Raw genomic sequence first — 26590 nt, 5'->3', positions numbered from 1 at the left:
ACCTGGTGTTCGTGACCGCCTACGACCAGTACGCCGTGGAGGCGTTCGCCAGGGCGTGCTCGACTACCTGGTCAAGCCGGTCGAACCGCCGCGCCTGGCCGAGACCGTCGCGCGACTGCGCGAGCGGCTGGCCGTCGCGCCGCCGGCCCCGGACCTGCAGGCGCTGCTGCAGCAACTGGCCGCGCAACTGCAACCACCGGTGGCGTTGCCAGCGCCGGTTCGCTGGATCCGCGCCCAGGCCGGGCAGGGGTTGCGCACGATCGCCGTCGATGACATCGATTACCTGCGCGCGGATGCCAAGTACACCCGCGTCGCCTGGCACGAGGATGGCGGACGCGCCGCCGAAGCCCTGATCGGTACCGCATTGAAGAACCTCGTCGCGCAGCTGGACCCGCTGCAATTCGCACAGGTGCACTGCTCGACGGTCGTCAACCTGCGCGCGATCCTGCGCAATCGCGGCGAAGTACTGCCGGTGAGCCGCAGCTACCTGCACCTGTTCCGGCAGATGTGATCTGGCGCGCCGCGCGCCGCTCATTCGCCGGGGTGGTAGACGCGCTCGATGTGGCCCTTGCGCTGCTCGGGCCAGAAATAGACCGTGCGCAGGTTGCCGGTGGTGTAGCGCTCGGCATCGTCATTGAAGTGCGGCGACTGCGGATGGCCGCTTTCGCCGCCCGCGGTGATCGCGCGCGCCTGGACCTTGTCGCCGAATTCGACCACCGCGACGAAACTGTTGCCGCTGGTGCCGTAGTAGCGCTTCGTGCCGGGCCAGCGGTGCGCGCCGAACGATGCAAGCGAGCCCCAGCGCGATGAGGTGAACGGCACCGGGATGCTCGGTTTTGCGTCGTCGAACGGCTGCACGATTTTACCGTCGATGCGCTGGAAGCGGTTGATCTCGCCCCAGGGCGTGCCCCAGTGGCCGAAGTCGTGCCGCAGCCGGTCGACAGCTTCCACCAGCGCATGCAGGCGCGCCTTCGCGCCGGCTTTTCCCGCCATCGCGTCATAGATCGACAGGCCTTCGGCGGCATCGGCGCGACTGAGCTCGTCCCAGAGCGTGTCGCCCCAGAACACCGCCAGCGAGGTCGGCATCGACGCGATGCCCCAGCGGTAGTCCCAATGGCGCAGCATCGCGATCGGCCCGGCAAGCCGCGCCTTCAACGGATCACTCGCCGGCAGCGCGTCGTAGTCGGCGACCAGGATCGGCAGCTGGCGTTCGAACGCCGGCAGCCACGGATCGAAAGCGGCCGCGATCAGCGAATCCAGGGTGAAATCGCGTCTGCCGTCGAGCACCCGGATCGCATGCAGGCCGCGCGGATTCTCGCCGAAGGTGTCCATGTAGCGCGGATAGTCGGCGCGTTTTGGACTGTATTTCCCGGCGGCAGAATACGGCCAGTCGTTGGTGTTGAACAGCCAGCCGTTGGGCGGGCTGAGCAGGTGCGGCGCCTCGTTGAGCGCGTGCAGGCCATGCCAGTCCGTCGCCGGATCGCTGCCGTCGACCGGCCGGGTGTAGTCGAAGCGGTCGTCGCGGCGCGGGATGAACTGCGGATGCAGATAGGCGATCTCGCCCTTGTCGTCGGCGAAGATGGTGTTGTTGGAGGAATTGGCCTTCAGTTCGGCGACCTTCAGGTAGCTGGCATAGTCGCTGGCCTTGGTGCGCAGCCAGCTCTGCTCGAGCGCCTCGACCGGCTTGTTCATCAGCGCGATCGCGATCCACTTGCCATCGGCGGCGCGCACGATCGGACCGTGATGGGTGGAATACGCGGTGAAGCTTCGCGTTGCCATCGTGCCATCGGGCCTGCGGTACGGCACGTCGATGCGGCGTTCGGCCACCGGCCACAACGCATCGCCGTAGCGATAGGAGCGATGGCCGTCCTTTTCGACGATGGTCTCGGCGAATTCATCGACGACATCGGCGCCGGTCGAGGTGTGCATCCAGCCGATGTGGTGGTTGAAGCCCTGGTAGACGAAGAACTGTCCCCACGTCACCGCGCCGTAGGCATCGAGCCCGGCGTCGCTGGTCATCTGCAGTTCGGAGCGGAAGAAGAACGAGGTGTGCGGATTGATCAGCAGCAGCGCGTGGCCGTCGGTGGTGAGTCCTGGCGCGATGGCAAACCCGTTGGAGCCGGTCGGTTCCTGCCAGCTGGCGGGTTCGGCGCGAGCAACGGATTCCGATCCGTGGTCGTAGAACGCCTGCAACTGCGGCAGCGACACCCGCTCGATGTCGCCACCGATGCTGCCTTCGCTGAAACTCAGCGCCATCCACGGCTCGAAGTGGCGGATCACCCGCGGATGCACGTCCGGGTGCGTGGCCAGGAACAGATTCAGGCCGTCGGCCCAGGCGACCATCAACGACCGCAGCCAGTCGGGGCTTTGCGCATACAGCGTGCGCAACTGCACGGGATCGACGAAGAGTTTCTGTCGCAGGTCGGACCACAGCGCCGACTCGCCTTCGGCCTCGGCCAAGCGTCCGAGCGCGTTGAGGTAGTTGGTTTCGATCCGGTTGAAGTCGTCCTCCGCCTGCGCGTAGGCCATGCCGAACACCGCATCGGCGTCGCTGTGGCCATGCACATGGGCGATGCCCCAGTCGTCGCGCGTGATCGTGGTCGCGGCGACTTCACGCTGCCAGCGTGCGGATTCGGTGGTCGCCGGTGGCGCTGCCGCCTGCGCGCCGCAGGCGAAGAGCAGCGCGGGGAAGACGACGGCAAGCATGCGCGGACCGCGCGTGTTAGACCACGTGTCAGGCCGGCGCATGGCGACTCCGTCGGAGGGTATCGACCGGCAGGATAAGTCGATCCCCGCGCGACCGCACCACTGCACGACTGGGTCTGCCGCACGGCTGCGTGCAGCGGCGCGCAGTGACTCAGCCGATCAGCAGCGTCGCAACCACCACGCCGCCAGGCCGATGCCGACCAGGCCGACCGCGGCGGAGCGCGCGCCAGGCGACTTGCGCACGGGCCTTCCCGGGAACCTTCGTCGGTCCGATGTCGGTGAACGGCACGCGCAGGTACTGCGCCTGGCCGCCGTCGTAACCGCCTGCGGCGTGCGAACAGCCGTAGACACCGCCGACCGCGGTCGCTTCCGGATTGACGTCGTGGCAGTTGGAATGCAGCTCGCGCGGGCAGAAGCAGCCGGTGCCGCAGAAGATGTTGGACGGCACCAGCACGTGGTCGTCGGGCTTGGGGTTCTGCATGTTGCCGCCGACCTCTTCGACGATGCCTGTGAACTCGTGCCCGAAGATCGTGCCCACGCGCGTGTCGGGAACCAGGCCGTGGTGGAGATGCAGGTCCGAGCCGCGGATTCAGTGCGCGTCACCCGTACGATGGCGTCGCCGGGATGCTCGATGTGCGGATCGGGCACGTGTACGGCGCGCACTTTGTAGGGGCGGCGATAGGGGGTCGCAAGCATCGGCGGGTCCTCGATCGGTCGGTATCCGAACTTGGCCGCTGCACCAATCGCGGGCGCCATGGCGAGCGGCCCGCGTGCGCATTCACGATTGCGAATTGTCGCCGTCCGTCGCGGGATCCGACCGGACAGGCTCGACAGTGGGCGGAACTGTGACGACGATGGTTTGCATGAGGCTCGACATGCGATTTGCTTGCGCGATCGGGCTGGGGGGCATCGGCGTCATGGAGCGATTGGGGTGGTGGTTGTGTGCCGGCCTGGCCTCGCTGGGGCTGCCGGTCACCGTGGGCGCGGCGGAGCCGCCGCGGGCGGAGGTTGCCGATCCGGGCGATGGCCACCTGGCGTCGCCGGCGGCGGACGCCTTGCGCGAATCACATATCACCTATCCGCTCGAGGTCGACGGCTGGCACGCGGTGGGTGAGCATCGGTTCGAGGACCAATCGCATGGCGTTTGCGTGCGCTTCGTGCACGGCGACGACCTGGATCGCTGGATCGACCTGTACTTCTATCCCGCTGGCGCGCTGTCACCATCGCAGTTCGCTGCTGCCGCACGCGAAGAGGCAGACCTGATCCGCCAGGCGCATGTCCAGGCCCGGCACGAAGCATTCGACATGGGGCCGCTGCAGGCATTCGCGCCTGTCCCGCAGGATGGAGGCGGCGGCTTGCTTCCCGGGCGGTCGCTGGACCTGGCCTATGCCGTCGACGGTGCGAGCTACAGCTCGGCCATGACCCTGTTGCTGGACAGGATGCATTTCATCAAGGCGCGTTTCAGCATTCGAGACGAGCACCTCTCGCGTGGCGCCACCCGCGAACAGTTGGAACTGTTCACGGCGCGGCTGCAGCAGCGGGTTCGGATCGTGGCGATCGGTGCCAACCAGGGGCCGAACATGGCGGCAGCGGTCCCGCCGCCGTTGCTGATCGCCGATCGACCGGGCATGCGCCAGATCCGGCTCGACTATGGCGTCGCCGGGCTGCTGGGCGCCCGCGAGCCAGCCGCGCAGGCCTCGCAGGCCCAGTCCGGCTGAGCCATGCCTGGGATGCGTGACCGCGTCCGAAGTTCGTGTTCCGCGAAGGACACCATCTTGCGATGCTGTGACCGGTTGCCCAGAAGCGCGCAGCCGCTGGCGTTTCCATTTGCTCCCGAGGAGTGAACGCCATGAGCGCCAGACTGCCCAGCCGCATCGATCGCTTTGAACCCATCTTCCGCGGCCTACTTGGCCTGGCCCTGGTGGCGGGCGTGGCCTGGGCGTTGACCCACGGCAGCACTCCGGGCGGACTGGGCCTGCCGCTGCACTGAATCGTCGCAGCGTAGCGGTGGGTCCGGCGCCGCCTGGCGTCGAGCTTGGCGACGTGCCATTCGACCCGGCGCCCTTTCCTGCGCGCCGACTCAGTGATCCAATATCCGCCGGTTTTGCGCAGGACTCCCCATGTCGTTGCTGTCGGATCGCATCACGGCGGACGACGTCGTGGCGGCGGCCCCATTTCCCCTGCTGGTGGCCCGGGGCGTGCTCGATCCGCTGGCCGCTGCCGCCTTGGGCGAAGATTTTCCCCGTTATCGTGGCGCAGGCTTTTTCCCGCACGCGCGCGAGGATTGCGGACCGGCGATCAACTCCCTGGTCGATCAACTCACCGGGCCGGCGTTCTCCGACGCACTGGGGGAGCTGCTGGGCATCGCGCAGATGTCGCAATACCCCGTACTGGTGACGATCTGCCGCGCGCTGAACCTGCGGCACGGCACCATCCACACCGATAGCCCATCCAAGGTCGCCACTGCGCTGGTCTACCTCAATCCGGACTGGATGCCGTCGCATGCCGGCTGCCTTCGCTTCCTGCGGGCGAGCAACGACATCGAGGCGCTGGCCTGCCCTGAAATCAGGCCGGTCTATGGAACGCTGGCGGCATTCCGTCGCACCGACAATTCCTTCCACGGACACCTGCCCTACCAGGGCGAACGCCACGTGATCCAGGTCGCCTGGCTCGTCGACGCCGCCGCAGTGGATCGCAAGGCGAGGCGCGGTCGCACATCGCGTGCGATCAAATGGCTGATCGGGCGGATCGATCCCTGGTTCGGCAAGGGCCGCGACAAGGACGCCGCGCACCTGGGCTGAAACTGCGTCAGGCCACGCTGATCTCGTCGTCGCCCACCCGCACCACTTGCCCGGCGTGGATCTTGCAGGTCTTGCGCAGCTCGATCCGGCCGTCGACGCTGACGATGCCCGAAGCCACGATCGCCTTGCCCGCGCCCCCGCTATCGCACAGGCCCGTGAGCTTGAGGAGCTGGTTGAGTTCGACGTACGCCTGTTCGAGCTTGAACCGATGGTGTCGCATAGGGGCGGCGATGAGGGGATCCTCCCAGATTTGCAGCGGCGCAGGCCGGATGCAAGCGCCGTGCGGCTCAACCGCCGCGCGGCTCAACCGCCCTTGTAGAGGCCGGGGAACATGGCCTTCAGGTGTACAAGCTTGGGCGCGTCGTTGTAGACGATGTAGGGATCGTTGGGATGCTGGCTCAGGTAGTTCTGGTGGTAGCGCTCCGCGCGATAGAACCCGTCGAGCGGTTCGACCCGGGTCACGATCGGCGCGGAAAACACCTTGGCTGCCGTCAGTTGCGCGATGTAGGCATTGGCGACTTTCTGCTGCGCGGGAGTCGTTGTGAAGATCTCGGACCGGTATTGCGGACCGACGTCGGGAGACTGCCGGTCGAGCTGGGTCGGATCGTGCGCCACCGAGAAATAGATCTTCAGCAGTTGTCCGTAGCTCACTTTCGTCGGGTCGAAAACGACCTTGACCGACTCGGCATGGCCGGTGCGTCCGGTGCCGACGACATGGTATTGCGCGGTCATTGCCGTGCCGCCGCTGTAGCCCGAGATGGCGCTGGTGACGCCGCGCACGTGGTCGAAGACGGCCTCCACGCCCCAGAAACAGCCGCCGGCGAACACCGCCGTCTGCTCGCCCCGGGCCGCAGTGGCTGGAATGTCGAGCTTGGGATCGGGCAACGCAACCGGATTGCTGCGCGCGAAGCCGGCGCTGCAGGCCATCAGGCCGGCCAGCAGCGACATCCCCAGCAGCGCCTGCATGGGCCGCCCCCGGTTCGGTTCCGCCTGCGGGGACCAGGGCCGGGCATGGGATCGTGGCTGACGCATGGCGAGGCTCCAGTCAGGCGGGGTCATGCCGCGGCGAATGCCAGCGCGACGGAATTCATGCAATAGCGCAGGCCGGTGGGATCGGGTCCGTCGTTGAAGACATGACCCAGGTGCGCGTCGCAACGCGCGCAGGAAATCGCCGTGCGGAGCATCCCGAACCCCTTGTCGGTGGATTCATGCACGTTGCGCCGCGAAATTGGCTTCCAGAAACTCGGCCAGCCGGTGCCGGAGTCGAACTTGGTCCTGGAGTCGTAGAGTGCGGTGTCGCAGCAGATGCACCGGAAGACGCCCCGGCGGTGCTCCTCGAGCAGCGATCCGGTGAAGGCGCGTTCGGTAGCGGCATGGCGGGTGACCTCGAATGCCAGCGGGGTGAGCTGCTGCCGCCACTGGGCCTCGGTCTTGGCCAGCTTGTCGACGCTGACACTGCGCAGCAACCGGCCGTCATTGGAGAACTCGCTGAGCTTGACCTTGGCCGGCAAGGCCGTCGTCCCGGCGACCGCGGCTTCGCTCTGGCGGGCGCAGCCGATCGCCAACCCGGCCAGCACGATGCCGGAATGGGAGAGGAACGCGCGCCGCGACAGGGGCGCATGCGGCAGAGGGTGGGGCGGATGACGATTCATGCCTGACGCGTCCTGGGAAATGAATGCGGGGCGAAAAAACCTATGCGCGCGACGTCGGCCGCGCCATGGTCGGACCGCGCGCCGCCGCGGCGGTTCACCCTGGGGGCGCATCCGGCGTCTGCCCCGGCATCGGGTTTCGGGTCGGTTCAGCGTCCCCTGGACGTCGGCGCGTGCCCGCCTGGCCCGCTCAGCGCGCGTTGATGCCGTAGCGTCCCGGACCGAGCAGGATCAGTGCCAGCGCGGTGCCCAGGAACATCCCCTGCAGCTCCAGCGCCCAACCCCCCTGCGGGCCCAGTTGCGTCAGCATGGCCATGTGCGCGAGTGCGAAGGCGAACAGCATGTTGATCGCCACCAGCGCCGCGCCGATACGGGCGTAGAAGCCCAGCAGGAGCATCAGCGGGCCGAGGACCTCGCCGACCAGCACGCCGTAGGCGATGAAGGTCGGCCAGCCATGCGCGGCGACCATGCCCTCGATCGGTCCGATGCCGCCGCGGAGCTTGGCGATGCCGTGCAGCAGCACAAGCACACCCAATGCAATCCGCAGGATGAGCTTGCCAACGTCGACCTGGTTGTTCTGGTTCATGCATCGCTCCCCGATGGTCGCCGGCCCCCGGCCGGCTGTCGCGAGCATAACCCCAGCGTGCGCCTGCATGCGGCCTTGACGTGCGCTGCGACAGCGTTGGAGGCGGGACCGCAGGAGTCGCCATGCGCACGACCGAATTGAAGTTCGAACCTGGCTTCAGGGTGGCCTTCGATATCCGCCAGCTGCAGGCGGCGGAAATGGTGATCGCCCCGGGCGAAAGCGAAGGCGGGCCCGGCAATCGCCATCGTGGCGCGGACCAGTGGCTGTTCGTGGTCGGTGGCGAGGGTGTCGCCGTCGTTCAACCCGCCGGGGGCGAACGTCGCGAAATCGCGTTGCGCCCCGGCACCCTGCTGGTGATCGAGCGTGGTGAGGCGCACGAGATCCGCAACGACGGCAACGCCCCGTTGCAGACGGTGAACTTCTACTCCCCGCCGGCGTTCGACCGCGACGGCAATCCGGTGGGGCCAGGGCAGGATTGATCCGCGTTTTGAGCAATGAATTCCGCGACCCGGGAGCAGCGGCTGCAGTCGCGAGTTCACGCGCGATCCGGCATGCCTTCGGACGGGGGCACGCTTGCGGCAGGCGCCGGATCGAACGAAGCGTTTTTCGCGTCGCGGGTGCTTCCGCCGGCTGGCTAGCGGATCGACAAGCGGATCCGCCGACCGTTCCAGTCGAGGATCACGCCGTCTTCGGTGATCGCGGTCACCACCGCGTCGCCGGCACGATCGCCTTCGCGCAGCCGGTTGCCGTCGATGATGACGAAGCGCCTGGACGAATCGGCATTCCACAAGTGCATGCTCAGCTTCAACGGCGGCAAAGCCTTGCGCTCGCCGATGCTCAGGTCGGAGAGGGCGATGGTGTCGTCGATGGTGTTTGCCGGCGAGGCCGGCTGCGCCGGCGTGGGGGACGGCATCGGCGTGTCGCGGCCCGCTGCAGCCGGTGGTGGCGGCGCGGGCGCCACAACTCGAGCCGGCGCGGAGGCGCCGGGTGCTGCGGTCGATGCGGAGGCTGCTGGCATGGGCGCCGGTTGCCTTGGCACCTGGTCCACCGGCGAGAGGCGTGCGACCGGTGGCAACGTTGCCCGCGCGGCTTCGTGGCGGTCACTTTCGACGCCGGCAGGCACGGATGGCGTGGGCGCCCGGGCAGGCCACCGGTGCCAGGCGACAAACAGCAATACGGAGACGACCACGGCCGCGCCCGACCACCCCAGCCACGACGGCGGTCCGAGACGGGTGCTGGCCACGGCGAGCGGCAGTTCGCGGTGGATGTCGGGTGCCTGCCCGCGGCGGCGCTCGGCCTCGGACTTGCGCAGCGCTTCCAGGATCAGCGACATGTCAGTCGAGCTCCCGCAGCAGGCGTGGTCCGGGGCCGTCGGCTGCGAGCGCGAAGCGTGTTTCCGGACCGATCACGCCATCGCTGGCCAGGCCATGCTCGGCCTGGAACGCGCGCACGTCGCCGCTCGGCGTCGGGGACGCATTGCCTGCGCGCGGGGTACGCCAGATGGCAATGCAGTCGCCGGTCCAGATTCGCTGCAGTGCGACGCGTGGGACGTCGATGACTGCGCCGCCAACGTCCAGGCGCGCATCCAGCGCGTCGACGCCCAGCAACAGCGCCCATGCGCCGTGGTCGGCAGCGTGCAATCGCAACAGCACCGGTCGTCCGATCGTCGCCAGCGTGTCGATGCCAGCGCGCAGCCGCAGGCAGAACACATCCGCCGCCAGGGTCGGCGCACAGCGCGCGGCGATGGTGATGTCGGCGTCGTCGGTCGGCAGGCTCCACGCCTGCAACAGCGCACGCCATGCCTCGGGGGACGCCGACGGGACTGCAGCGACATGCTGGACCAGCGCATCGCCCTGCAGTCGCGGGGGCCGGATCGTTCCCTTCCCGGTGGGCGGTGGCGCGGTGATCGCGGCCATGCGCGGCGCTGCCGCGCGGGCGACGGCGACCGTTGCGGTCGGTGCTGGGCGCAGGACCAGCCAGGCCGCGCAACCGAGCACGACCAGCGCGCACGCAGCAAGAAGTTCCTTGGAGAAGCCTTCCTGCCGCCTGCGGGGTGCCAGCGCTTCCTTCGCGGCACTGTCCACCAGTCGCGCATCCACGCGCGTGGCTTCGCGCGCGTAGCCCGCCAGCAGGCTGCGCTCGGCAATGATGTTGATCAGGCGCGGCACGCCGCCGGCATGCGCATGCAGGCGCTTGATCGCCGCGGGCGAAAACGGCAGGTGCAGCCCGCCAGCGATGGCGTGGCGATGGCGCAGGTAACGCTCGGTCTCCGCGGCGTCCAGCGGGGTGAGGTGGAAGCGCGCGGTGATGCGCTGCGCGAGCTGGCGCAGGTCCTCGCGCGCCAACAGCGTGCGCAGCTCCGGCTGCCCGAGCAGGATCACCTGCAGCAGTTTCTGGGTATCGGTTTCCAGGTTGGTGAGCAGGCGCACCTGTTCCAGTGCTTCGATCGACAGGTCCTGCGCCTCGTCGATGATCAGCACCACGCGCAGTCCCTGCGCGTAGGCATCGAGAAGGTAGCGGTTGAGTGCGTCGACCAGTGCCTTCAGGCTGCCGCGCGCGGGGCGCTGGGCGCCGTCGATGTCGACGTGCAGTTCCTCGCAGATCGTCTCCAGCAATTCCACCGGCGTCTGCCGCGGATTGAGCACGAGTGCGACGCGGGTGTTGGCCGGCACCTGCTCCAGCAGCAGCCGGCACAGGGTGGTCTTGCCGGTGCCGACTTCGCCGGTCAATTGCACGAAACCGCCGCCGCCGCCCTGGCCGATCCCGAACAACAGGTGCGCCAAGGCATCCCGGTGGCGCTCGCTGAGGAAGACGAAGCGCGGATCCGGGGTGATCGAGAACGGCGGCTCCTTCAGGCCGAAGTGCTCGAGATACATGCGTGGACCGGTCGGACGGGAGCGCTAGCCTGCCACGAAAGCGGCAATGCCCGAAACCAGGCGCTGCGCGGCGCGTTTCCAGGAGTGGCGCGAACTGTGATCACTCAGCCGCGGTCCAGCGCCGCGGCGATCGTCGTCACTCGGCCGCCCCCTTCGCCTCCGCCGTCCCGAGCATTTCCGGATGCTGCAACGGCCGGGGACGGCTGATCAGCGGATGCACGACCACCGCGCCGAGGATGATGGCGACGCCGGCGTAGAACTGCACGGACAGTTGGCGCTGTTCGTGCAGCAGCAGCATCGCCAGCACGATGGCGTAGACCGGCTCAAGGTTCACCGCCAGCTGCGCGGCGAAGGCACTCATGTGACGCAGCGCCACCAGCGACAGGGCGAACGGCAGCAACGTGCAGGCCAGCGAGAGCGCGAGCAGCAGCAGTGCATCGTGCAGGCCCGGCAACACCAACAGGCTTCCGGACAAGGCGGGGAACAGCCGCGGCAGCAGCGGCGCCAGCAGGGTCAGCGCCAGGGTGCCGGCGCCGAGCTCGATCGCGGTCACGGTCAGCGGATCGGCGTGTTCGACCAGGCGCTTGTTGAGCGAACTGAACAGCGCCACGAACACCGCAGACACCGTGCCCACGGCGATCCCAAGGCGCATGCCGTGCGGGACGCCGCCCACAACGAGCGCGACGCCAGGCAGCACCGCGATGCCCAACAGCAGCTCGCGGCGCGAAAAGCGCCGGTGCGCGAGCCTGGGCTCGACCAGGGCGGTGAACACCGTGGCCAGCGCGATGCAGGTGGCGCCGACCGAAGCATTCGACAACTTGATCGCGCCGTAGAACGTCAGCCAGTGCAGCGACACCAGCACGCCGATCCCGGCATACGCCAGCAACAGGCGTGGGCTCATCGCGCGCAGGCCGCGCCACACCGGCGGCAGCAGCGCCAGAGCGACCACGACGATGAGCATCCGCCACCACACCAGCGGCAGCGCGGCGAGGGTGATGAGCTTGCCCAGGATCGCCGTGAATCCCCACAGCAGCACGCAGGCGTGGATCTGCAGGAACGCCTTGCGGGTGTCGGTCATGGGCATCCGTGCATTATCGCCGCCGGGCCGCGGCACGATGCGGGTCTTGCCTCACTCGTCGCGCGGGAAGCCACGACCGGCCTTTGCCAGCCGCTGCCGTGCACCGGGCGCCTCGCCCGGCTCGCCTTCGACGTCCTCCAGCGCGCCGGGGAAGCTCGACAGCGTCCGCAGGATGCTGAATGACCCGTCGGTTTCCGGCACGACGGCAGCGACGGCCTGCACCGAGTCGATGCCTGCTCGCCTCGGGCCTGCCATCCAGGCACGGGACGCGGCACGCGACCGTCAAGGCGACGGGCCGTCCCGGGCGCTATTTAGCGAGCGCGCGCAGCAGCGAGATCGCGGCGGCCGGGTTGCGCTCCTTGGCACTGGCGATGAAGTAGATGAAGACGTCGCGTGGCCGACTGGCGAGCCTGCGGGCCGGCTCCAGCCGCGGCAGGTCGTCCGGTTGCCCGCCGCTGGCCCAGGTCCGCGCGCGTTGCATCCATCTGCGCAGTTGCGGCGCCGTGTAGCCGGTGGCGATGTCGCTGCGCGAACGCATCAGGCGCGCGTAGACGAAGTCGGCAGTGACGTCGGCGAAGGACGGATGTTCGTCCGAGTCGGTGAAGACCGTCGCCATGTCGCGGCGGCGGGCCAGCGCCAGGTACCCGGCGTCGACGAAGTCGTGCACGCGCACGTCGAGCACGTGCCGGATGCTTCGCCCATCGACCGTGTCGGGCAGCAGGTCGAGGAAGGCGGCGAAATCCTTCTTGGCCAATGTTCGCGCCGGGTCGAACTGCCACACGATCGGCCCGAGCTTGTCGCCCATGACGGCGATGTCGCCGAGGAAGGCGTCGACCTGCGCGCCGGTGCTGGCGAGCGTGCGCGCCATGGTGATGCGCATCGGCGCCTTGGCCGAGAACACGAATCCGGCTGGGGCCTCGTCACGCCACTTCGCGTAGGTTGCCGGCTTCTGCGCGCCGTACCAGGTGCCGTTGACCTCGATCGTGTTGACATGGCGGCTGGCGAACTCCAGCTCGCGTCGCTGCACCAGGCCCTTCGGGTAGAAGTTGTCGCGCCACGGCGCGTAGGTCCAGCCGCCGATGCCGACGCGGATGCCATCGACGGCCGGCGGGCACGTCGATGGCAACTGCGGGCCGGTGGCTGGCTTGGCCATGTTCGATTATCGGATCGGTTCGTCCAGCATCAGCTCATGGACGTAGCGCGTCGGCGGCGCCCCATAGGAAAGCACGCGGTCGTGGTAGGCCTTGAGGTTGAACCTGTCGCCAAGCCTGGCCTCCATCGCGCGGCGCAGGTCGTACTGCTCCTGCACGCCGACGAAGTAGGTCGGCAGCTGCGCCGACGACAGCTGCGCGCGCACCCACTTGCCGGCGGCCTCGCGCTCCTGCTGGAACGCCTGCTGCGTCATCAGCTGCATCGCCTGCTCGCGGCTCCAGCCGTCGACGTGCACGCCCTGGTCGAGGATCGCGTTGGCGATCGTGCGCAGGTAGAACTTCAGCTGCACCAGCCGGAACAGCGGGTCCGAATCCATGTAACCGGCCTGCGTCATCATGTTTTCGGTGTAGACCGCCCAGCCTTCTGCGAACAGGCCCGACCGCAGCACCGCGCGCAGGGTGGAGGGGAACTGCGCCGAATGCGCGCCTTCCAGGTAGTGGCCCGGCATCGCCTCGTGGATGGTGAGCAGCTGGATCATCCGCGAGTTGTATTCGCGCAGGAAGCTTTCGGCCTGCGCATCCGTCCAGTCGTCCGGGATCGGCGAGATCGCGAAATAGGTATCCAGCCCCTTGTCCAGCGGCCCGGGTGAATCGCAATAGGCCACCGCGACGCCACGCTGGAACTCGGGCATCAGGATCACCTTCACCGGATCGTTGGGCACGGTGACCAGGTCCTTGTCGCGCACGAACGCCGTCGCCTTCACCAATGCCTGCTTGGCGGCATCGACGACATCGCTGCGCGCCGGATGCTGCACGTAGGCCAGTTCCAGCGCCGCCTCGATCGCCTTCTGCTGCTGCGCATCGGTCGGCGCGGCCGGGGTCGGCGGCGCATGCGGCTTGCCCTTCAGCACGCCGCGCGCGATGTCGTACATCTCGCCGCGCACGCGTGTGAGCTCGGCCTGTGCGCGCTGCTTGATCTCCTGCCGGGACAGCGCCGAATCCAGCGAGAACCGCAGCTTCTCGTCGTAGAGCTTCTGGCCGATGCGGAAGTCGCCCTTGGCGTTGGGAACCAGCGATGTGTCCAGCCACGCCTGGTTGTCGGCCACCGCCTTGCGCAGGCCGGCCACAGCGGCGTCCAGCCGCGAGCGGTCGGCGCCGGTGAGCTGAGCGGCGTTGGGCGTGATGAATTCATCGACCAGGCTCAGGATGCCGGCGTTCTGCTTGGCGACGGTTTCGGCGTGGATCGCCGGCACCCGCGCCGGGTCGAGGTTGGCACGCATCTGGGCGAAGATCCCCGGGATCTTCTCCATGCGCACGGTCGCCGCCTTCAGCCGCTGCGGCAGCGGCGCGTAATCGCGCGCCATGGTGTTGTAGATCGCGCCGCCGGCAAGGCTGTTGTAGACCTGAGGATCCCAGACCCAGCTCTGGAACGTCTGCATGTTCCAGATGTCCGAACGCAGCTGGTTGCGCAGGATCGCGGCGTCGACCTGGTTCTCGCGCGACAGGCGCGCGGGATCCATCGCATCCAGTTCGGCCAGCAGCGCCTGGCTGAAATCGACCATGCGCTGGCGGCCGTCGGCGCTGAGGTCGTCGACCTCATTGTCGAAGCGATGGTCGCCCAGCTGGGTGGCGGTGATCGGGTTGAGCTGCATCCAGCCATCGAGCCAGCGTCGGGACAGATCGGCGAAACGCGCGTCGGCACTGGAGGTCATGGGTGCGCCGGCGGGTGCGGCGGCGGAAGACGCGACGGTGGAAGCAGGCATCGACTGGCACCCCGCCACCACGGCGGTGAGCAGGGCAGCGGCAAGCAGCGAAGGGCGCATGGCAGGTCCCGGCGTTGGAGAATCGCAAGCATACGGACCGCGGGCCCCGGGGCGCCAATGGGGATCGCGGTACGGGACGCCTTACGCCTCGTGGGGGTGTTGTGCCAGCCAGTATTCAGCCGGCTGCGGGCGGCCGAACAGGTAGCCCTGGCCGTACACGCAGCCCATGTCACGCAGCATGCGTAGTTGCTGCTGGTTCTCGATGCCCTCGGCGACGACTTCCAGCCCGAGCGAGCGCGCCAGGGCAAGGATCGCGCCGATCACGGCCAGGCTGCGCGAGGACTCCTCCTGTCCCAGCGGCGAGACGAACGACTGGTCGATCTTGATCATCTTCAGCGGGAAGCGGTGGACGTAACCCAGGGACGAATAGCCGGTGCCGAAGTCGTCGAGCGCCGCCTCGATGCAGGCCGCGCGAAGTCTTTGCAATACCTTGGCCACCGCCGCTGGGTCGCCCAGCAGCGTCCCTTCGGTGACTTCGATCCGAAGCTTGGCGGGATCGAAGCCGGTATCGGTGGTCACCGCGAGCAGGCGTTCGTCGAGGTCCTCGTTCTGGAAATGGCGGGGCGAGATGTTGACGGTGATGAAGCCGCCCTCGCGCACCAGTCCGGCACCCGCGGTGCAGGCCATGTGGTACATCTGCCAGTCGATCGCCTCGATCTGGCCGCTGTCCTCCGCGACGCGCAGGAATTCCCCCGGCAGCAGGACGCCGCGTTGCGGGTGGTTCCAGCGCACCAGCGCCTCGTAGCCGACAGTGTGCGCATCGGCCAGGCGCACGAGCGGCTGGAAATATGGTTCGAACTGGCCATCGGAAAGCGCGGTGCGCAGCTCGTGCTCCACGCCCAGGACGTCCATGGCGGTGCGCTGAAGCGACTCGTCGAACAACACGAAGCGGTGCCGCCCGGCGCTCTTGGCCCGGTACAGCGCGATGTCTGCATCGCGCAGGATCTCGTCGGTGGTCTGGTAACGCGCATCACCGACCGCGATGCCGATGCTCGCCGATGGATGCAGCTCGTGGTCGTTGACGACCAGCGGGCGCTTGAGCGCCTCGAGCACGCGCTGGGCAACCTTGCAGGCGGTCTGCGGGATGGGGGCGTTCTCCAGCAGCAAGGCGAATTCGTCGCCCGACAGGCGGGCCACCACGTCGGGTTCGCGCACGCACTCGCCCAGTCGTCGCGAGACTTCCTGCAGCACCTGGTCACCGGCCAGGTGCCCCAGGCTGTCGTTGATCACCTTGAACCGGTCGACATCCAGGTACAGCAGGGCGAAATGGCGATCGCCATTGCGACGCACGCCGGCTATCGCACGTTCGACCCGGTCGCGCAGGTACACCCGGTTGGGCAGTCCGGTCAGCGGGTCGTGCATCACCTGGTGCTGCAACTGTGCCTCGACCTGCTTGCGCACCGCGATCTGCTCGCGCAGCTCCAAGGTGCGCTCCTCGACGCGCTCTTCCAGGCGCACGTTCGATTCCAGCAGGGCTTCGGCCGCGCGCCGGCGCTGGATGCTGCTCGCCAGCTGGTAGGACACGAATGTCAGCAGTTCGGCGTCGCGCGGGTTGTAGCGGATCTGCGGCATGTAGCTCTGCACGGCAACCACGCCGAAGGCCGCGTCGCTGCCGATCAGCGGTACCCCGAGCCAGCATGCGGTAGGCGAGTCGATGTAGTTGCTGTCGATCTCGCCGGACTCGACCAGCGCGCGTGCGGCCTCGGGGCCGTCGACGAGTTGCGGGCGCACGCTGCGCAGGGTGTATTCGGTCAGCCCGCGCCCGAGAGGCCGCGCGGCCGGGTGCGCCCCTTTCTGGTCGACGCGGTAGGGAAACTCGAGGGTCTGGCCGTCCTCGGACAACAGTGCGATGTAGAAGTTGTCGGCGTTGATGAGGTCGGAAATTATCGAGTGCACGTGCGCGAAAAACCGCTCGCTGCTCTCGTCGGAACTGGCGAGCGCGGCGATCTGGTACAGGGCCGCCTGCAAGCGCTCGCCGCGCAGGCGTTCAGTCACTTCCTGGCGCAACTCCTCGTTGATGTCGGCCAGCTGGCGCGTGCGCTCGTCGACCCGGCGCTCCAGTTCCTCCTGGGTCTGCTTGCGCTCCAGCGCGGTGAGGATGTGCTGGGAGACGAAACCGAGCAGCGCCATGTCGGAGCTGCTGAAGATGCTCTGCTGCTGGTAGCTCTGCACCACGATCACGCCCTGGACCTGGCCTTCGCGCAGCATCGGCACGCCCAGCCAGTCGATGCTGTCGGCGCCATGCGGGCTCATCGGGCCCGGCACCTGCAGCTTGTGCTGCTCGGCGTTGCCGATGAGCGGCTTGCCCTCGCGGATCACCCACCAGGTGGGGCCATGCTTGATCCGGTCCAGGGGGAATTCGGTGCCGGCGACGGGGCCTTCCTCGTCGACGCTGTCGACGAAGTACAGGAAGCGGATGCTGTCGGACGCCTGGTCGAACAAGGCAATGAAGAAGTTCTCCGCATACATCAGTTCGCCGACGATGCGGTGTACTCCGCGCAGCATGTCGGGCATGTCGAGGTCCGAACCGGCCATGTCGGCGATCGCGAACAGCGCTCGTTGCAGCTTTTCGGTCTGTGCGAGCTGGGCCACGGTGTCGTGCAGCCGCTGGATCACCAGCACTTCGGCCATGCGCGCCCCGGCGGCCTGGAGCGTGACCAACCGGTCGCTGGAGATGGCCTGGGACTCGTGCAGCACGGCGACGCCGCCGTCGCGGTCGCAAAGCACGCACGCCTGCGGCGGGCGGTCGCGGCCTTCGCGCGCGGCACCCAGGGCCTGCGTGGCCGCGGCCAAGGCAGCGGGTTCGAGCGCTGGCGAGGGATAGGATTCGATGTTCTGCGGCCATTGGTTCGACCAAAACAGGCAGGTGCCCGCCTCGGCGGGTGCGCCATCGCCATCGAGCAGCACGGCGGCGACCTGCGAAGGCGTCGTGGCATGCAGGAGCCGGTCGGCCAGTGACGCGGCTTCGCTTTCGCAGGTGGAATCCGACATCCTGGTGTCCATGGCGAAATCTTCGTCAAGTATCCATCAAAGCCGCCATCCTGGCGGTGATGGGTGCCGTCAAGGGCGCGGGCCATGCGCCAGGCGCCGGCTGGCGCTGCCGGCGCGGGATGGTCGGCAATCCGGTCGCGCGCCGGATCAGTCGTCTTCGGCCTCGAATTCCACCAGGACATCCAGGTCGAACGCGAGCGCTTCGACGGCTTCGCGGACCTTGGATGCGGTTGCCTGGTTGGGGGCGTTGATTTCGATGTCGTGGGCATCGGCCGCGATGGTGTTCTCGCTCAGGCCCGCGGAACTGGAGTCGGCGTCGTCCATGTGCGGCATCAGGTCGCCCACCTCCTCGACGTGCTCGATTCCGTCGAGGCTTTGCAGCAGGTTGATGACGGCCCGGGTATCGTCTTCGGAACCGGTCAGGCGCATACGCAGGGTGGGCATCGCGGGCTTCTCTTGGCGGGGTGGAAGGAGCCTAGGCAGCCGCTGGCTAAATCGACGTGATGGCGCCCACCCCGGCCCGTACTGAACGTGCGGAACGGGCGCATCGTAGATTGCCGGTGGCCGACGGCAGCGTGGAGAGCGCCGATTCCTTCCCGTGCGATCCAGCGCTTGTGCGGCATCGGGGCAGGCGTGCGCGCGTCGCGGCCATCGCGTCGTCGTGCGGCCGGCCACGTGCATGGGTGAGGGCGACGCCACCGGGCCGCTTGCGCAGGCGCTGGCGCACGCGGAGCGGCTGTTGGCGAGCCACCCGGCGCTGGCGGTCGAGCAGGCCGCCGAGATCCTCGCCGCTGCCCCCGGCCACCCGGTGGCACGGCTGCTGCAGGCGGCCGGCTGCAATGCGCTGGGCCGCCACGCCGAGGCACTGGCGCTGGCCGCCCCGCTGGCCGCCGCGCATCCGTCCTGGGCCCGCGCGCACCTGGAACATGGGCAGGCGTTGGCCGGAACCGGCCGGGCGGACGATGGCATCGTCGCGATGCGGCATGCGCTTGCGCTCAAGCCCGACATGCCGGGAGGCTGGCGGATCCTTGCGGACGTGCTGCAGGCGTCCGGCGACACCGACGCCGCGGGCCAGGCCTATGCCCGCCACGTGCGCCACTCGACCCGCGACCCGGGCCTGCTGCAGGCCGCCGCCGCGCTTTGCGACGATCGCATCCCGGAAGCCGAGGCGTTACTGCGTGCGCACCTGGGTCGCGCGCCTACGGACGTCGCCGCGATCCGGATGCTGGCCGAGGTCGCTGCGCGACTGGGCCGCGACGATGATGCGCTGCAATTGCTCGCGCGCTGCCTGGAACTGGCGCCCGGCTTCCACGCCGCCCGCCACAACCACGCGCTGATCCTCAATCGCTGCAACCGCCACGCCGAAGCGCTGGCCGAAGCGGAGCTACTGCTGGCCGCCGCGCCCGGCAACGCCAGCTATCGCAACCTCAAGGCGGTGATCCTCAGCCGCATCGGCGACGCCACTCAGGCAATCGAACTGTATGAAGCGCTGGTCGCCGAGCATCCCGCGCACCCCAGGCTCTGGACCAGCCACGGCCACGCGCTGAAGACAGCGGGATTCCAGCCGCGCGCGATCGATGCCTATCGTCGCGCTATCGCGCTCGACCCGGGGCACGGCGAAGCCTGGTGGAGCCTGGCCCACCTGAAGACGTTCCGCTTCGACGCCGACGACATCGTCGTGATGCGCCAGCAGTTGCAACGCCCCGGACTGACGCAGGAAGCCCGCCACCACCTGGAGTTCGCCCTGGGCAAGGCCCTGGAGGACGAGGGCGACTACGCCGCGTCGTTCCGCCATTATCTGGCCGGCAATACGCTGCGCAAGGCGACCGCGCCGCATGACCCCGACGACATCACCGCGCGCATGCGCCGGGCACGGCAGGTCTATACGCGCGAGTTCTTCGAGGCACGCGCGGGCGCTGGCAGCCAGGCGCGCGATCCGATCTTCATCGTTGGCCTGCCGCGCGCCGGGTCCACCCTGGTCGAGCAGATCCTGTCGAGCCATTCGGCGGTGGAAGGCACGATGGAGCTGCCGGAGGTCATCGCCATCACCCGGGAACTCCGGCAGCGTTCGGCATCGCCGTGGGCGACGTCGCACGGCGCAACGGCAGGCGCCCGCTTCGGCGGGCGTCCTGCTGTCCGGCCCCGGCCGCCGTGTCCCTGCGATCCGTCACAGGGGCGGCGCAATCCGGATACGACTTGATCGATTCACCAGGGGTATCCGCTGCGGGCATCTTCCGCCCCCTTGTTAGAATTGGCGCATGTCCGACATGTCGTCCCAGGCCGCGGTTTCGCTGGCCAACCAGGTGCTGATCGCCTTGCCGGCGTTGGCCGATTCCCCGTTCGAGCGCAGCGTGGCGCTGATCTGCCAGCACGACGAGGAAGGGGCGATGGGCGTCGTGTTCAACCGCGCTTCGGAATACACCCTGGGAGAGGTCTTCCAGCAGATGGGCATCGAAAGTGCCGACCAGGCCCTGTGCGCACAGCCCGTGCTCGCCGGCGGTCCCGTGCATCCGGAGCGCGGCTTCGTGCTGCACGACGGGGAGCGCGAATGGGATTCGACGCTCGCGATCGCCTCGCGGCTGTACGTCACCACCTCGCGCGACATCCTGGAGGCGATCGCGCGCGGCGACGGCCCGGCTCACGCCACGGTTGCGCTGGGCTGCGCCGGATGGGGCGCTGGCCAGCTGGAAAGCGAGCTGGTGGACAACAGCTGGCTGACCGCCCCGGCGGATCCCGAACTGCTGTTCTCGCTGCCGCTGGATGCGCGCTGGCGGGCGGCGGCAGGACGCATCGGCGTCGACATGAGCCGCATCGCCGATTACAGCGGCCATGCCTGAGGACGCCATCGCCACCGACCCGATGCCTGGCGCAATCCCCCGCGATGGGACGGTGCTTGGTTTCGATGTCGGTTCGCGCCGGATCGGGGTCGCGGTCGCCAGCCTCTTCGGCCAGGGCGCGCGGGCGCTGGCGGTGATCGACGTGCATGGCCACGGCCCGGACTGGGTCGCGATCGATCGCCTGCACGCCGCATGGCGGCCCAATGGACTGATCGTCGGCGACCCGATGACGCTCGACGGTGGCGACCAGCCGATCCGACAGGCCGCCCATGCGTTCGCAGCCCAGCTGCGCTCGCGCTATGCGCTGCCGGTGGTGCTGGTCGACGAGCGCGCGAGCTCGATCGAGGCCGCGCAGCGTTTCGCCGCAGAGCGTGCGCAGGGGCGAAGGAAACGCCGTGATGCGGTCGCCCTGGATGCCGTGGCCGCCGCGGTCATCGTCGAACGTTGGCTGGCGGCGCCGAAAGATGCGGTCGCGATCCCCTGAATCTTCCTACTTCGACGACGTCAACGATGAACCAGCAAACCGACGACGATGGCCGCCTGCGGCACCTGCTCACGCTCGACGGCCTGCCGGCAGCGACGATCCGCGGGCTGCTCGATCGTGCCCAGCAGCTGCATGCCTCCCCTGCGGCATCGCATGCGTTGCGCGGCATGCTCGCCGGTACCGCGGTCTGCACGCTGTTCTTCGAGCCGTCGACACGGACGCGTTCGAGCTTCCAGCTGGCGGCAACCCGACTGGGCGCTGACGTGCTCAACTTCGATGCCGCGACGTCGTCGACCAGCAAGGGTGAGACGGCCGTCGATACCTTCCGCAACATCGAAGCGATGGGCGTGCGCGGTTTCGTGGTGCGCGACAGGATCGATGGCGCGGTCGCGGCGCTCGCCAGCGCCGCCCGCCCGGGCACGGCCCTGGTGAACGCCGGCGATGGGCGCAGCGCGCACCCGACCCAGGGCCTGCTCGACATGCTGACGATCCGGCAGGCCAAGGGCGACCGCTTCGAGGACCTGGCGGTGCTGATCGTCGGCGACATCAGGCATTCGCGGGTCGCGCGATCGGATCTCCATGCACTGCGCGCGCTGGGCGTACGACGCATCCGCGCCTGCGGCCCGGGCAGCCTCCTGCCCGACGACGACACGTTGCAAGGCTGCGAGGTTTTCGACGATTTCGACGCCGCGCTCGAAGGCGTCGACGTGGTGATGATGCTGCGCCTGCAGCGCGAGCGCATGCAGGAAGGGCTGATCGAATCGATCGATGGCTACCACCGCGATTACGGCCTGGGCGTCGAGCGCCTGCGCCGTGCCGCTGCCGATGCCATTGTGCTGCATCCGGGGCCGATGAATCGCGGCGTGGAGATCGACGATGCCGTCGCCGACGGACCGCAATCGCGCATCCTGCAGCAGGTGGCCAATGGCGTCGCGGTGCGGATGGCGATACTGGAAGCCGTGCTGGGTCGCTAGGGAGTCCCGGCTGCGGCCTTTGGCCTTACCCGGGCTGCGTCGCGTGGAATTCCAAATTGCCGCAGCCCGGATAAGCGCAGCGCATCGGCGGACTTCGCGCCAGTCATCGTAGCCAGGACAAGCGCAGCGCATCCGGGGCGCTCTGCGCCAGGTTGCAGCGCGGGCGGTGTCGATGCGACCACTGGCATGGTCGCGCAGTGCGCGATCGCTAGTGCAGCAGCACCAGTGTCGCCAGTCCGAGGAAACTCAGGAACCCCATCACGTCGGTCACCGTGGTGAGGATCACGCTTCCCGCCAGCGCCGGATCGAAGCCCATGCGCTTGAGCGTCACCGGCACCATGACGCCGGCCAGCGCGGCCGAGGCGAGGTTGATCGTCAGCGCACTGGCGATCACCAGCGCCAGCGGCCATTCGCCGAACCACAACCAGACGATTCCGCCCAGCAGCAGTCCGAGCGCCAGCCCGTTGAGCAACGCGACCCGGATCTCCTTCCAGATCAGCACCCGCACGTTGGACGCCGCCAGTTGCCCGAGCGCGAGCCCGCGCACCACCAGCGCCAGCACCTGGGTGCCGGCGTTGCCGCCCATGCCGGCGACGATCGGCATCAACACCGCCAGCGCGACGATGTGCGCGATCGTGCCCTGGAACTGCTTGACCACGCCGGCGGCGAGGAACGCGGTGCCGAGGTTGATCGTCAGCCACAGCAACCGGCGCTTGGTGGCGCGCTTGACCGGCGAGAACAAGTCCTCGTCCTCGTCCAGGCCGGCGGCGCCGAGCGCCTGGTGCTCGGCCTGGTCGCGGATGATGTCGACCACGTCGTCGATGGTGATGCGGCCGAGCAGGATGTTGTTGTCGTCCACCACCGGCGCGGAGATCCAGTCGTGGTCGGAGAACTGCCGTGCGACCGCGCCCGAGGATTCCTCGACGTCGATTGCGGGTTGCTCGTCGTCGAGCAGCTCGTTGATCGGGGTGCTGGCTTCGTGCGTCAGCAGCGATTGCAGCGCGATCCGCCCCAGGTACTGGTGGCGGCGGCTGACGACGTAGATGTGGTCGGTGTGGTCGGGCAACTCGCCGCGCAGGCGCAGGTAGCGCAGCACGACGTCGACGGTGGTGTCGGCGCGCACGGTGACCACGTCGGGGTTCATCAGGCGCCCGGCGCTGTCCTCCGGATACGACAGAACCTGCTCCAGCCGCTCGCGGTTCTCGCGGTCCATCGACTTGAGTACTTCGTCGATGACGGTGTCGGGCAGGTCCTCGACGAGGTCGGCGAGGTCGTCGATGTCCAGGTCCTCGACCGCGGCCAGGATCTCGTCCGGGTCCATGTCGGCGATGAGCCCTTCGCGCACGTCGTCGCCGACATGCAGCAGCACCTCGCCATCATCCTCCGGATCGACCAGGCCCCAGACCACGGTACGCTCGCCGGGCGGCAGCGATTCGAGCAGGTTGCCGATCTCCGCCGGCGACAGGGTGTTGACCAGCCGCCGCACCGGACCCAGGCGCCCGCTGTCCAGCGCGTCGGAAAGCAGACGCAGCTGGCGCGCGGTCTTGTCGTGGCGGACGGCTTCGACCATGCGGGGGTCCGGTTGCCTGGGGCGGGGCGCGCGTCCCCGCGAGGGCGGGACGACGTCAATGCAGGGCGTGCATGCGGGGCATTATCGCCCGCGGCCTGCCTGCTGCCCACCCCGCGCGCGAATGGCCTGGGCAGGACCGCCTAGCGTTCGCGCAGTCGTCCCAGCATGCGACGTATCGCGTTGAATACCTGCCCGGCGAAACCGCCATCCAGCCGCGATTGCAGGGTGGCGATGTCGCAATACAGGCGCCGGTTGTGGCCGTCCCGGGTGGCGAGCAGCTCGCGCAAGTCGGCGACATCGCGCTCGGTCAGCACGCGCCCGGGTTGCAGGTGCGGGGGCAGGGCGCGATCGACGTAGACGGTGGAATGCTTCAACGCCGTCTGCTCGGCCGGACGTTCGCGGGTATGGAAATACAGCGCGATCGACCTGCGGCTCAGATCCTTGCGGTCCGCGGGCAGGGTGATGCGCGGGAACCCATGCCAGCTGTGCTCGGTGGTCTCGACAATCACGCAACGGTTGAAGGCCGGCACGACTTCGACCACTTCATCGGTGTCCGGATCGGGGGGGCGCGATGCAGCTCCAGCGCGCCGCCCCAGCCAGCTTGCCACTCCGGCGTCGGGTACACGATCAGGTTCAGCCGCCGATGCCCCGCCGGTGCCCGGGTGGAGGTTGAAGTCGATGTGGTTGTCCAGCGCCTGCCCGTGGCGGTTCTCATGCGTGCCGCCGCCGCAGTAATCGCGGTCATAAAGCAGGTCCGGGATGTTGGTCAGGCGTCCGACGAATTCGAGGAAGGCTGGCGACTGCACCAGGCGTCGAGTTGCTGGTAGGCGCCGCCGGGCGCTTGGATGCGTTCGAGCACCGACTTATTGCCGGCCACGCCATCCTCGTTGAGCGGGTTGCCGCGCTCGAATGCCGGAACGCGTGCAGCAGCGTCTGCGCGAACGGTGTGGTGAAGAAGCCATCGATGACGCAGTGGCGGAACGGTCGCGCCTGCCCGAAGCCGGCGCGGATCGTGCCCGCCCGGGCGATGACGGCAGGCGCGATGCAGGTGGACAGGTCGCTCGGAAAGGATGTCATCCAGCGGCAGGCCGGTTGTCGTCGAGCCAGGCCTGGATCGCGGCACGGTCGCCCGCCCGGAGCAAGGCCGGCGCGCGCGCGCGCAGGGTCGTCAGGTCGCAGGCTCGGATGGCGCGGCGCACTTCCAGCAGGGTGCCCGGGTGCATGCTGAACTCCACCAGGCCAAGGGCCAGCAGCAGCGGGACGAAGTCCGGTTCCGATGCCATCTCTCCGCAGACCGCCACCGGGATGCCGCGCTTGTTGGCCAGCGTGATCACCGATTGCAGCAGCCGCAGTACCGCGGGGTGCAGCGGCGTGTACAGGTCCGCCAGCGCCTCGTTGTTGCGATCGATGGCCAGCAGGTACTGGACGAGGTCGTTGGTGCCGATCGACAGGAAATCGGTGAGGCCGACGAAACCCGGCACTGCGATCGCCGCCGCCGGCACCTCGATCATCGCCCCCACCGGGATCGCGTCGGCGACCTCGTGGCCTTCGCGACGCAGGTCGGCAACCACCTTCCTGAGCAGGCTGCGCACGGCGACCATTTCCTCGCGGCAGCACACCATCGGCACCAGCAGGCGGACGGGTCCGTAGCCAGAAGCGCGCACGATGGCGCGCAACTGTGCTTCGAACAGGCCGGGATTGCGCATCGACAGGCGTACGCCGCGCACGCCCAGCGCGGGATTGGGCTCGTTGCCCAATGCCAGCCCCGTGCGATCGGCCTTGTCGGCGCCGACGTCCAGGGTGCGGATGGTGACGGTGCGGCCGGTCATCCCCAGGACGAGGTCGCGATAGGCGCGGAACTGGGTGTCCTCGTCTGGAAGCACCCGGCTGTTCAGGAACAGGAATTCGGTACGGTACAGGCCGATGCCCGCCGCCCCGAGCGCGTGGGATTCGGCCACGTCCTCGCGCGATTCGGCATTGGCCCACAGTTTGATGTCGACGCCATCGCGGGTGCGCGATGGCTCGCGGCGCAGGCGGTTGAGCTGCTTGCGCTCGCGTGCATACTCGCGGGTGCGGGCGCGATGCGCGCGAAGGTCGTCGGCATCCGGGTCGCGCACCACCAGGCCGATGCCGCCGTCGACCACCAGGACGTCGCCATCGTTGATCTTGGACAATGCCTGGGCCACGCCGACCACCAGCGGCAGGTGCAGGCTGCGGGCGAGGATGGCGCTGTGCGACAGCGTGCTGCCGCCGGCGGTGACCACCGCCATGACGCCCTGTGACTGCAGTTGCAGCATGTCGGTCGGGGCGATGTTGTCGGCGACCACGATCTCGCCGGCCACCCCGCTGACGTCGGTCTCGCGTCGATGCAGCGCGGCATGGATGCGGCTGATCACCTGGTCGATGTCGTCGATGCGGGTGCGCAGGTACGCATCGTCCATGCCGGTGAAGATCGCGGCGATGCGGTCGCGCTGCAGGCGCAGCGCATAGTCGGCCGAGTAGCGCTCCTTGCGGATCAGCGCGTCCAGGCCCTGCAGCAGTTCCGGATCGTCCAGCAGCAGGGCGTGCAACTCGAGGAACTCGCCGACCTCCTGCGCCAGCACGCCCTGCAGGCGCTGGCGCAGCGCGCGCATCTCGCCCCGGACCACGCGGATCGCATCGTGCAGGCGATCCAGTTCGGCATCGACGTCCTCGATGCGCTGCTCGGTGACCTCCAGCACGTGCGGCAGCCGCACGCGTGCGCGCCCCAGCGCGCTGCCGCGCGAGGCGCCGTTGGCGGGCAATGACAGCCGCATCAGGCGTCCTCGTCGAACTTGCGCTCGAACAGGTCGGCCACGGCGGCGGCGGCGGCGGTTTCGTCCACGCCATCGACGCGCAGCAGCACGCTGGTACCCGGCCCGGCGGCGAGCAGCATCACGCCCATGATGCTCTTGGCGTTGACCTCGCGACCCTTGGCGATAAGCGTTGCATTGGAGCGGTAACCGGCAAGCACCTGGACCAGGCGCGCGCTGGCGCGGGCATGCAGGCCCAGGCGGTTGCCGATGGTGAGTTCGCGCTCGATCAC

The 26590-nt window shown here is 68.6% G+C and carries 27 protein-coding genes; 9 read left to right on the top strand and 18 right to left on the bottom strand.

All coding sequences use genetic code 11. The annotated features are described in order from the left end of the window. Nucleotides 1-55 precede the first annotated feature (55 nt). A complete protein-coding gene (locus tag G7B67_RS13550) occupies nucleotides 56-511 on the top strand; it encodes a LytR/AlgR family response regulator transcription factor (RefSeq protein WP_341480452.1) in 456 nt (151 codons plus the stop codon). A 20-nt stretch (nucleotides 512-531) separates the two neighbouring features. Here the strand turns inward: G7B67_RS13550 and G7B67_RS00925 are convergent, their stop codons facing one another. Together G7B67_RS00925 and G7B67_RS00920 are read right to left on the bottom strand one after the other, a co-directional pair. Beyond that, a complete protein-coding gene (locus G7B67_RS00925) occupies nucleotides 532-2748 on the bottom strand; it encodes a penicillin acylase family protein (RefSeq protein ID WP_166206385.1) in 2217 nt (738 codons plus the stop codon). A 109-nt stretch (nucleotides 2749-2857) separates the two neighbouring features. Continuing rightward, nucleotides 2858-3244 (bottom strand): alcohol dehydrogenase catalytic domain-containing protein, encoded by a 387-nt coding sequence (locus G7B67_RS00920; protein ID WP_243412188.1) that lies wholly within the window; start codon nucleotides 3242-3244, stop codon nucleotides 2858-2860. Nucleotides 3245-3581: 337 nt separating this feature from the next. Between G7B67_RS00920 and G7B67_RS00915 the strand changes: the two genes are divergently transcribed. The 3 genes from G7B67_RS00915 (at nucleotide 3582) to G7B67_RS00905 (ending at nucleotide 5507) form a co-directional block, all read left to right on the top strand. Then, the gene (locus tag G7B67_RS00915) at nucleotides 3582-4424 is read left to right on the top strand and encodes a hypothetical protein (RefSeq protein WP_166206382.1); all 843 of its coding nucleotides are present in this window, start codon (nucleotides 3582-3584) and stop codon (nucleotides 4422-4424) included. A gap of 131 nt (nucleotides 4425-4555) precedes the next feature. After that, nucleotides 4556-4696, top strand: a complete 141-nt coding sequence (locus tag G7B67_RS00910; protein ID WP_166206379.1) for a hypothetical protein — start codon at nucleotides 4556-4558, stop codon at nucleotides 4694-4696. 130 nt (nucleotides 4697-4826) lie between these two features. Further along, nucleotides 4827-5507, top strand: coding sequence for a 2OG-Fe(II) oxygenase (locus G7B67_RS00905; RefSeq protein WP_166206376.1), 681 nt, complete (start codon nucleotides 4827-4829; stop codon nucleotides 5505-5507). 7 nt (nucleotides 5508-5514) lie between these two features. Here the strand turns inward: G7B67_RS00905 and G7B67_RS00900 are convergent, their stop codons facing one another. From G7B67_RS00900 to G7B67_RS00885, 4 genes are all read right to left on the bottom strand, one after another. Further along, the gene (locus G7B67_RS00900) at nucleotides 5515-5727 is read right to left on the bottom strand and encodes an RNA-binding S4 domain-containing protein (RefSeq protein ID WP_166206373.1); all 213 of its coding nucleotides are present in this window, start codon (nucleotides 5725-5727) and stop codon (nucleotides 5515-5517) included. Nucleotides 5728-5810: 83 nt separating this feature from the next. Continuing rightward, entirely contained in the window at nucleotides 5811-6473 is a 663-nt protein-coding gene (gene msrA / locus G7B67_RS00895; RefSeq protein WP_166206370.1) for a peptide-methionine (S)-S-oxide reductase MsrA, read from the bottom strand. Nucleotides 6474-6562: 89 nt separating this feature from the next. Beyond that, nucleotides 6563-7159, bottom strand: coding sequence for a peptide-methionine (R)-S-oxide reductase MsrB (gene msrB / locus G7B67_RS00890; RefSeq protein ID WP_166206367.1), 597 nt, complete (start codon nucleotides 7157-7159; stop codon nucleotides 6563-6565). A gap of 187 nt (nucleotides 7160-7346) precedes the next feature. Further along, nucleotides 7347-7742 carry a DoxX family protein gene (locus tag G7B67_RS00885; protein WP_166206364.1) on the bottom strand — a complete coding sequence of 132 codons (396 nt, stop codon included), beginning with the start codon at nucleotides 7740-7742 and terminating at the stop codon, nucleotides 7347-7349. Nucleotides 7743-7864: 122 nt separating this feature from the next. Here G7B67_RS00885 and G7B67_RS00880 point away from each other — a divergent pair, with 122 nt between their 5' ends. After that, nucleotides 7865-8221, top strand: a complete 357-nt coding sequence (locus G7B67_RS00880; RefSeq protein WP_166206361.1) for a cupin domain-containing protein — start codon at nucleotides 7865-7867, stop codon at nucleotides 8219-8221. A gap of 155 nt (nucleotides 8222-8376) precedes the next feature. On the opposite strand, the gene G7B67_RS00875 is transcribed toward G7B67_RS00880, so the two are convergent. From G7B67_RS00875 to G7B67_RS00840, 8 genes are all read right to left on the bottom strand, one after another. Continuing rightward, nucleotides 8377-9075, bottom strand: a complete 699-nt coding sequence (locus G7B67_RS00875; protein WP_166206358.1) for a general secretion pathway protein GspB — start codon at nucleotides 9073-9075, stop codon at nucleotides 8377-8379. 1 nt (nucleotide 9076) lies between these two features. Continuing rightward, nucleotides 9077-10618, bottom strand: coding sequence for an ExeA family protein (locus G7B67_RS00870; protein ID WP_166206355.1), 1542 nt, complete (start codon nucleotides 10616-10618; stop codon nucleotides 9077-9079). Between the two features lie 136 nt (nucleotides 10619-10754). Next, nucleotides 10755-11702 (bottom strand): DMT family transporter, encoded by a 948-nt coding sequence (locus G7B67_RS00865; RefSeq protein WP_166206352.1) that lies wholly within the window; start codon nucleotides 11700-11702, stop codon nucleotides 10755-10757. A 45-nt stretch (nucleotides 11703-11747) separates the two neighbouring features. After that, complete coding sequence (locus tag G7B67_RS00860) at nucleotides 11748-11951, bottom strand: hypothetical protein (RefSeq protein WP_166206349.1); 204 nt, start codon at nucleotides 11949-11951, stop codon at nucleotides 11748-11750. Between the two features lie 52 nt (nucleotides 11952-12003). Further along, a complete protein-coding gene (locus tag G7B67_RS00855) occupies nucleotides 12004-12849 on the bottom strand; it encodes a DUF72 domain-containing protein (RefSeq protein WP_166206346.1) in 846 nt (281 codons plus the stop codon). 6 nt (nucleotides 12850-12855) lie between these two features. Then, complete coding sequence (locus G7B67_RS00850) at nucleotides 12856-14670, bottom strand: DUF885 domain-containing protein (RefSeq protein WP_166206343.1); 1815 nt, start codon at nucleotides 14668-14670, stop codon at nucleotides 12856-12858. Nucleotides 14671-14751: 81 nt separating this feature from the next. Next, entirely contained in the window at nucleotides 14752-17661 is a 2910-nt protein-coding gene (locus G7B67_RS00845) for a sensor domain-containing diguanylate cyclase (protein ID WP_166206341.1), read from the bottom strand. A gap of 147 nt (nucleotides 17662-17808) precedes the next feature. Further along, the gene (locus G7B67_RS00840; RefSeq protein ID WP_166206338.1) at nucleotides 17809-18105 is read right to left on the bottom strand and encodes a hypothetical protein; all 297 of its coding nucleotides are present in this window, start codon (nucleotides 18103-18105) and stop codon (nucleotides 17809-17811) included. Between the two features lie 235 nt (nucleotides 18106-18340). Between G7B67_RS00840 and G7B67_RS00835 the strand changes: the two genes are divergently transcribed. From G7B67_RS00835 to G7B67_RS00820, 4 genes are all read left to right on the top strand, one after another. After that, complete coding sequence (locus tag G7B67_RS00835) at nucleotides 18341-19861, top strand: tetratricopeptide repeat-containing sulfotransferase family protein (protein WP_166206335.1); 1521 nt, start codon at nucleotides 18341-18343, stop codon at nucleotides 19859-19861. Nucleotides 19862-19928: 67 nt separating this feature from the next. Beyond that, entirely contained in the window at nucleotides 19929-20498 is a 570-nt protein-coding gene (locus tag G7B67_RS00830) for a YqgE/AlgH family protein (protein ID WP_166206857.1), read from the top strand. After that, a complete protein-coding gene (gene ruvX / locus G7B67_RS00825) occupies nucleotides 20491-20982 on the top strand; it encodes a Holliday junction resolvase RuvX (RefSeq protein WP_166206332.1) in 492 nt (163 codons plus the stop codon). The genes G7B67_RS00830 and ruvX overlap by 8 nt, the downstream gene beginning before the upstream one ends. A gap of 26 nt (nucleotides 20983-21008) precedes the next feature. Next, complete coding sequence (locus G7B67_RS00820) at nucleotides 21009-21956, top strand: aspartate carbamoyltransferase catalytic subunit (protein ID WP_166206329.1); 948 nt, start codon at nucleotides 21009-21011, stop codon at nucleotides 21954-21956. 208 nt (nucleotides 21957-22164) lie between these two features. On the opposite strand, the gene mgtE is transcribed toward G7B67_RS00820, so the two are convergent. The 4 genes from mgtE to G7B67_RS00795 form a co-directional block, all read right to left on the bottom strand. Beyond that, nucleotides 22165-23526: a magnesium transporter gene (gene mgtE, locus G7B67_RS00815; RefSeq protein WP_166206326.1), complete on the bottom strand. Its 1362-nt coding sequence runs from the start codon at nucleotides 23524-23526 to the stop codon at nucleotides 22165-22167. A 140-nt stretch (nucleotides 23527-23666) separates the two neighbouring features. After that, the gene (locus G7B67_RS13370; protein ID WP_243412187.1) at nucleotides 23667-24332 is read right to left on the bottom strand and encodes a 2OG-Fe(II) oxygenase; all 666 of its coding nucleotides are present in this window, start codon (nucleotides 24330-24332) and stop codon (nucleotides 23667-23669) included. A gap of 267 nt (nucleotides 24333-24599) precedes the next feature. After that, entirely contained in the window at nucleotides 24600-26321 is a 1722-nt protein-coding gene (ptsP, locus tag G7B67_RS00800) for a phosphoenolpyruvate--protein phosphotransferase (protein ID WP_166206317.1), read from the bottom strand. Next, nucleotides 26321-26590: an HPr family phosphocarrier protein gene (locus G7B67_RS00795; protein WP_166206854.1), complete on the bottom strand. Its 270-nt coding sequence runs from the start codon at nucleotides 26588-26590 to the stop codon at nucleotides 26321-26323. Before G7B67_RS00795 ends, ptsP begins: the two co-directional genes overlap by 1 nt.

Source organism: Cognatiluteimonas telluris (genome assembly GCF_011320095.1).
Lineage (GTDB): Bacteria > Pseudomonadota > Gammaproteobacteria > Xanthomonadales > Xanthomonadaceae > Cognatiluteimonas > Cognatiluteimonas telluris.
This window is presented reverse-complemented; position numbering and strand designations above follow the sequence as displayed.

Bases quoted from the DNA above. Each gene is read 5' to 3' on its own strand.
- G7B67_RS00925 (WP_166206385.1), bottom strand. From the start codon at position 2,748: ATGCGCCGGCCTGACACGTGGTCTAACACGCGCGGTCCGCGCATGCTT.
- G7B67_RS00915 (WP_166206382.1), top strand. From the start codon at position 3,582: ATGCGATTTGCTTGCGCGATCGGGCTGGGGGGCATCGGCGTCATGGAG.
- G7B67_RS00910 (WP_166206379.1), top strand. From the start codon at position 4,556: ATGAGCGCCAGACTGCCCAGCCGCATCGATCGCTTTGAACCCATCTTC.
- G7B67_RS00905 (WP_166206376.1), top strand. From the start codon at position 4,827: ATGTCGTTGCTGTCGGATCGCATCACGGCGGACGACGTCGTGGCGGCG.
- G7B67_RS00900 (WP_166206373.1), bottom strand. From the start codon at position 5,727: ATGCGACACCATCGGTTCAAGCTCGAACAGGCGTACGTCGAACTCAAC.
- msrA (WP_166206370.1), bottom strand. From the start codon at position 6,473: ATGCAGGCGCTGCTGGGGATGTCGCTGCTGGCCGGCCTGATGGCCTGC.
- msrB (WP_166206367.1), bottom strand. From the start codon at position 7,159: ATGAATCGTCATCCGCCCCACCCTCTGCCGCATGCGCCCCTGTCGCGG.
- G7B67_RS00885 (WP_166206364.1), bottom strand. From the start codon at position 7,742: ATGAACCAGAACAACCAGGTCGACGTTGGCAAGCTCATCCTGCGGATT.
- G7B67_RS00880 (WP_166206361.1), top strand. From the start codon at position 7,865: ATGCGCACGACCGAATTGAAGTTCGAACCTGGCTTCAGGGTGGCCTTC.
- G7B67_RS00875 (WP_166206358.1), bottom strand. From the start codon at position 9,075: ATGTCGCTGATCCTGGAAGCGCTGCGCAAGTCCGAGGCCGAGCGCCGC.
- G7B67_RS00870 (WP_166206355.1), bottom strand. From the start codon at position 10,618: ATGTATCTCGAGCACTTCGGCCTGAAGGAGCCGCCGTTCTCGATCACC.
- G7B67_RS00865 (WP_166206352.1), bottom strand. From the start codon at position 11,702: ATGCCCATGACCGACACCCGCAAGGCGTTCCTGCAGATCCACGCCTGC.
- G7B67_RS00860 (WP_166206349.1), bottom strand. From the start codon at position 11,951: ATGGCAGGCCCGAGGCGAGCAGGCATCGACTCGGTGCAGGCCGTCGCT.
- G7B67_RS00855 (WP_166206346.1), bottom strand. From the start codon at position 12,849: ATGGCCAAGCCAGCCACCGGCCCGCAGTTGCCATCGACGTGCCCGCCG.
- G7B67_RS00850 (WP_166206343.1), bottom strand. From the start codon at position 14,670: ATGCGCCCTTCGCTGCTTGCCGCTGCCCTGCTCACCGCCGTGGTGGCG.
- G7B67_RS00845 (WP_166206341.1), bottom strand. From the start codon at position 17,661: ATGTCGGATTCCACCTGCGAAAGCGAAGCCGCGTCACTGGCCGACCGG.
- G7B67_RS00840 (WP_166206338.1), bottom strand. From the start codon at position 18,105: ATGCCCACCCTGCGTATGCGCCTGACCGGTTCCGAAGACGATACCCGG.
- G7B67_RS00835 (WP_166206335.1), top strand. From the start codon at position 18,341: ATGGGTGAGGGCGACGCCACCGGGCCGCTTGCGCAGGCGCTGGCGCAC.
- G7B67_RS00830 (WP_166206857.1), top strand. From the start codon at position 19,929: ATGTCGTCCCAGGCCGCGGTTTCGCTGGCCAACCAGGTGCTGATCGCC.
- ruvX (WP_166206332.1), top strand. From the start codon at position 20,491: ATGCCTGAGGACGCCATCGCCACCGACCCGATGCCTGGCGCAATCCCC.
- G7B67_RS00820 (WP_166206329.1), top strand. From the start codon at position 21,009: ATGAACCAGCAAACCGACGACGATGGCCGCCTGCGGCACCTGCTCACG.
- mgtE (WP_166206326.1), bottom strand. From the start codon at position 23,526: ATGGTCGAAGCCGTCCGCCACGACAAGACCGCGCGCCAGCTGCGTCTG.
- ptsP (WP_166206317.1), bottom strand. From the start codon at position 26,321: ATGCGGCTGTCATTGCCCGCCAACGGCGCCTCGCGCGGCAGCGCGCTG.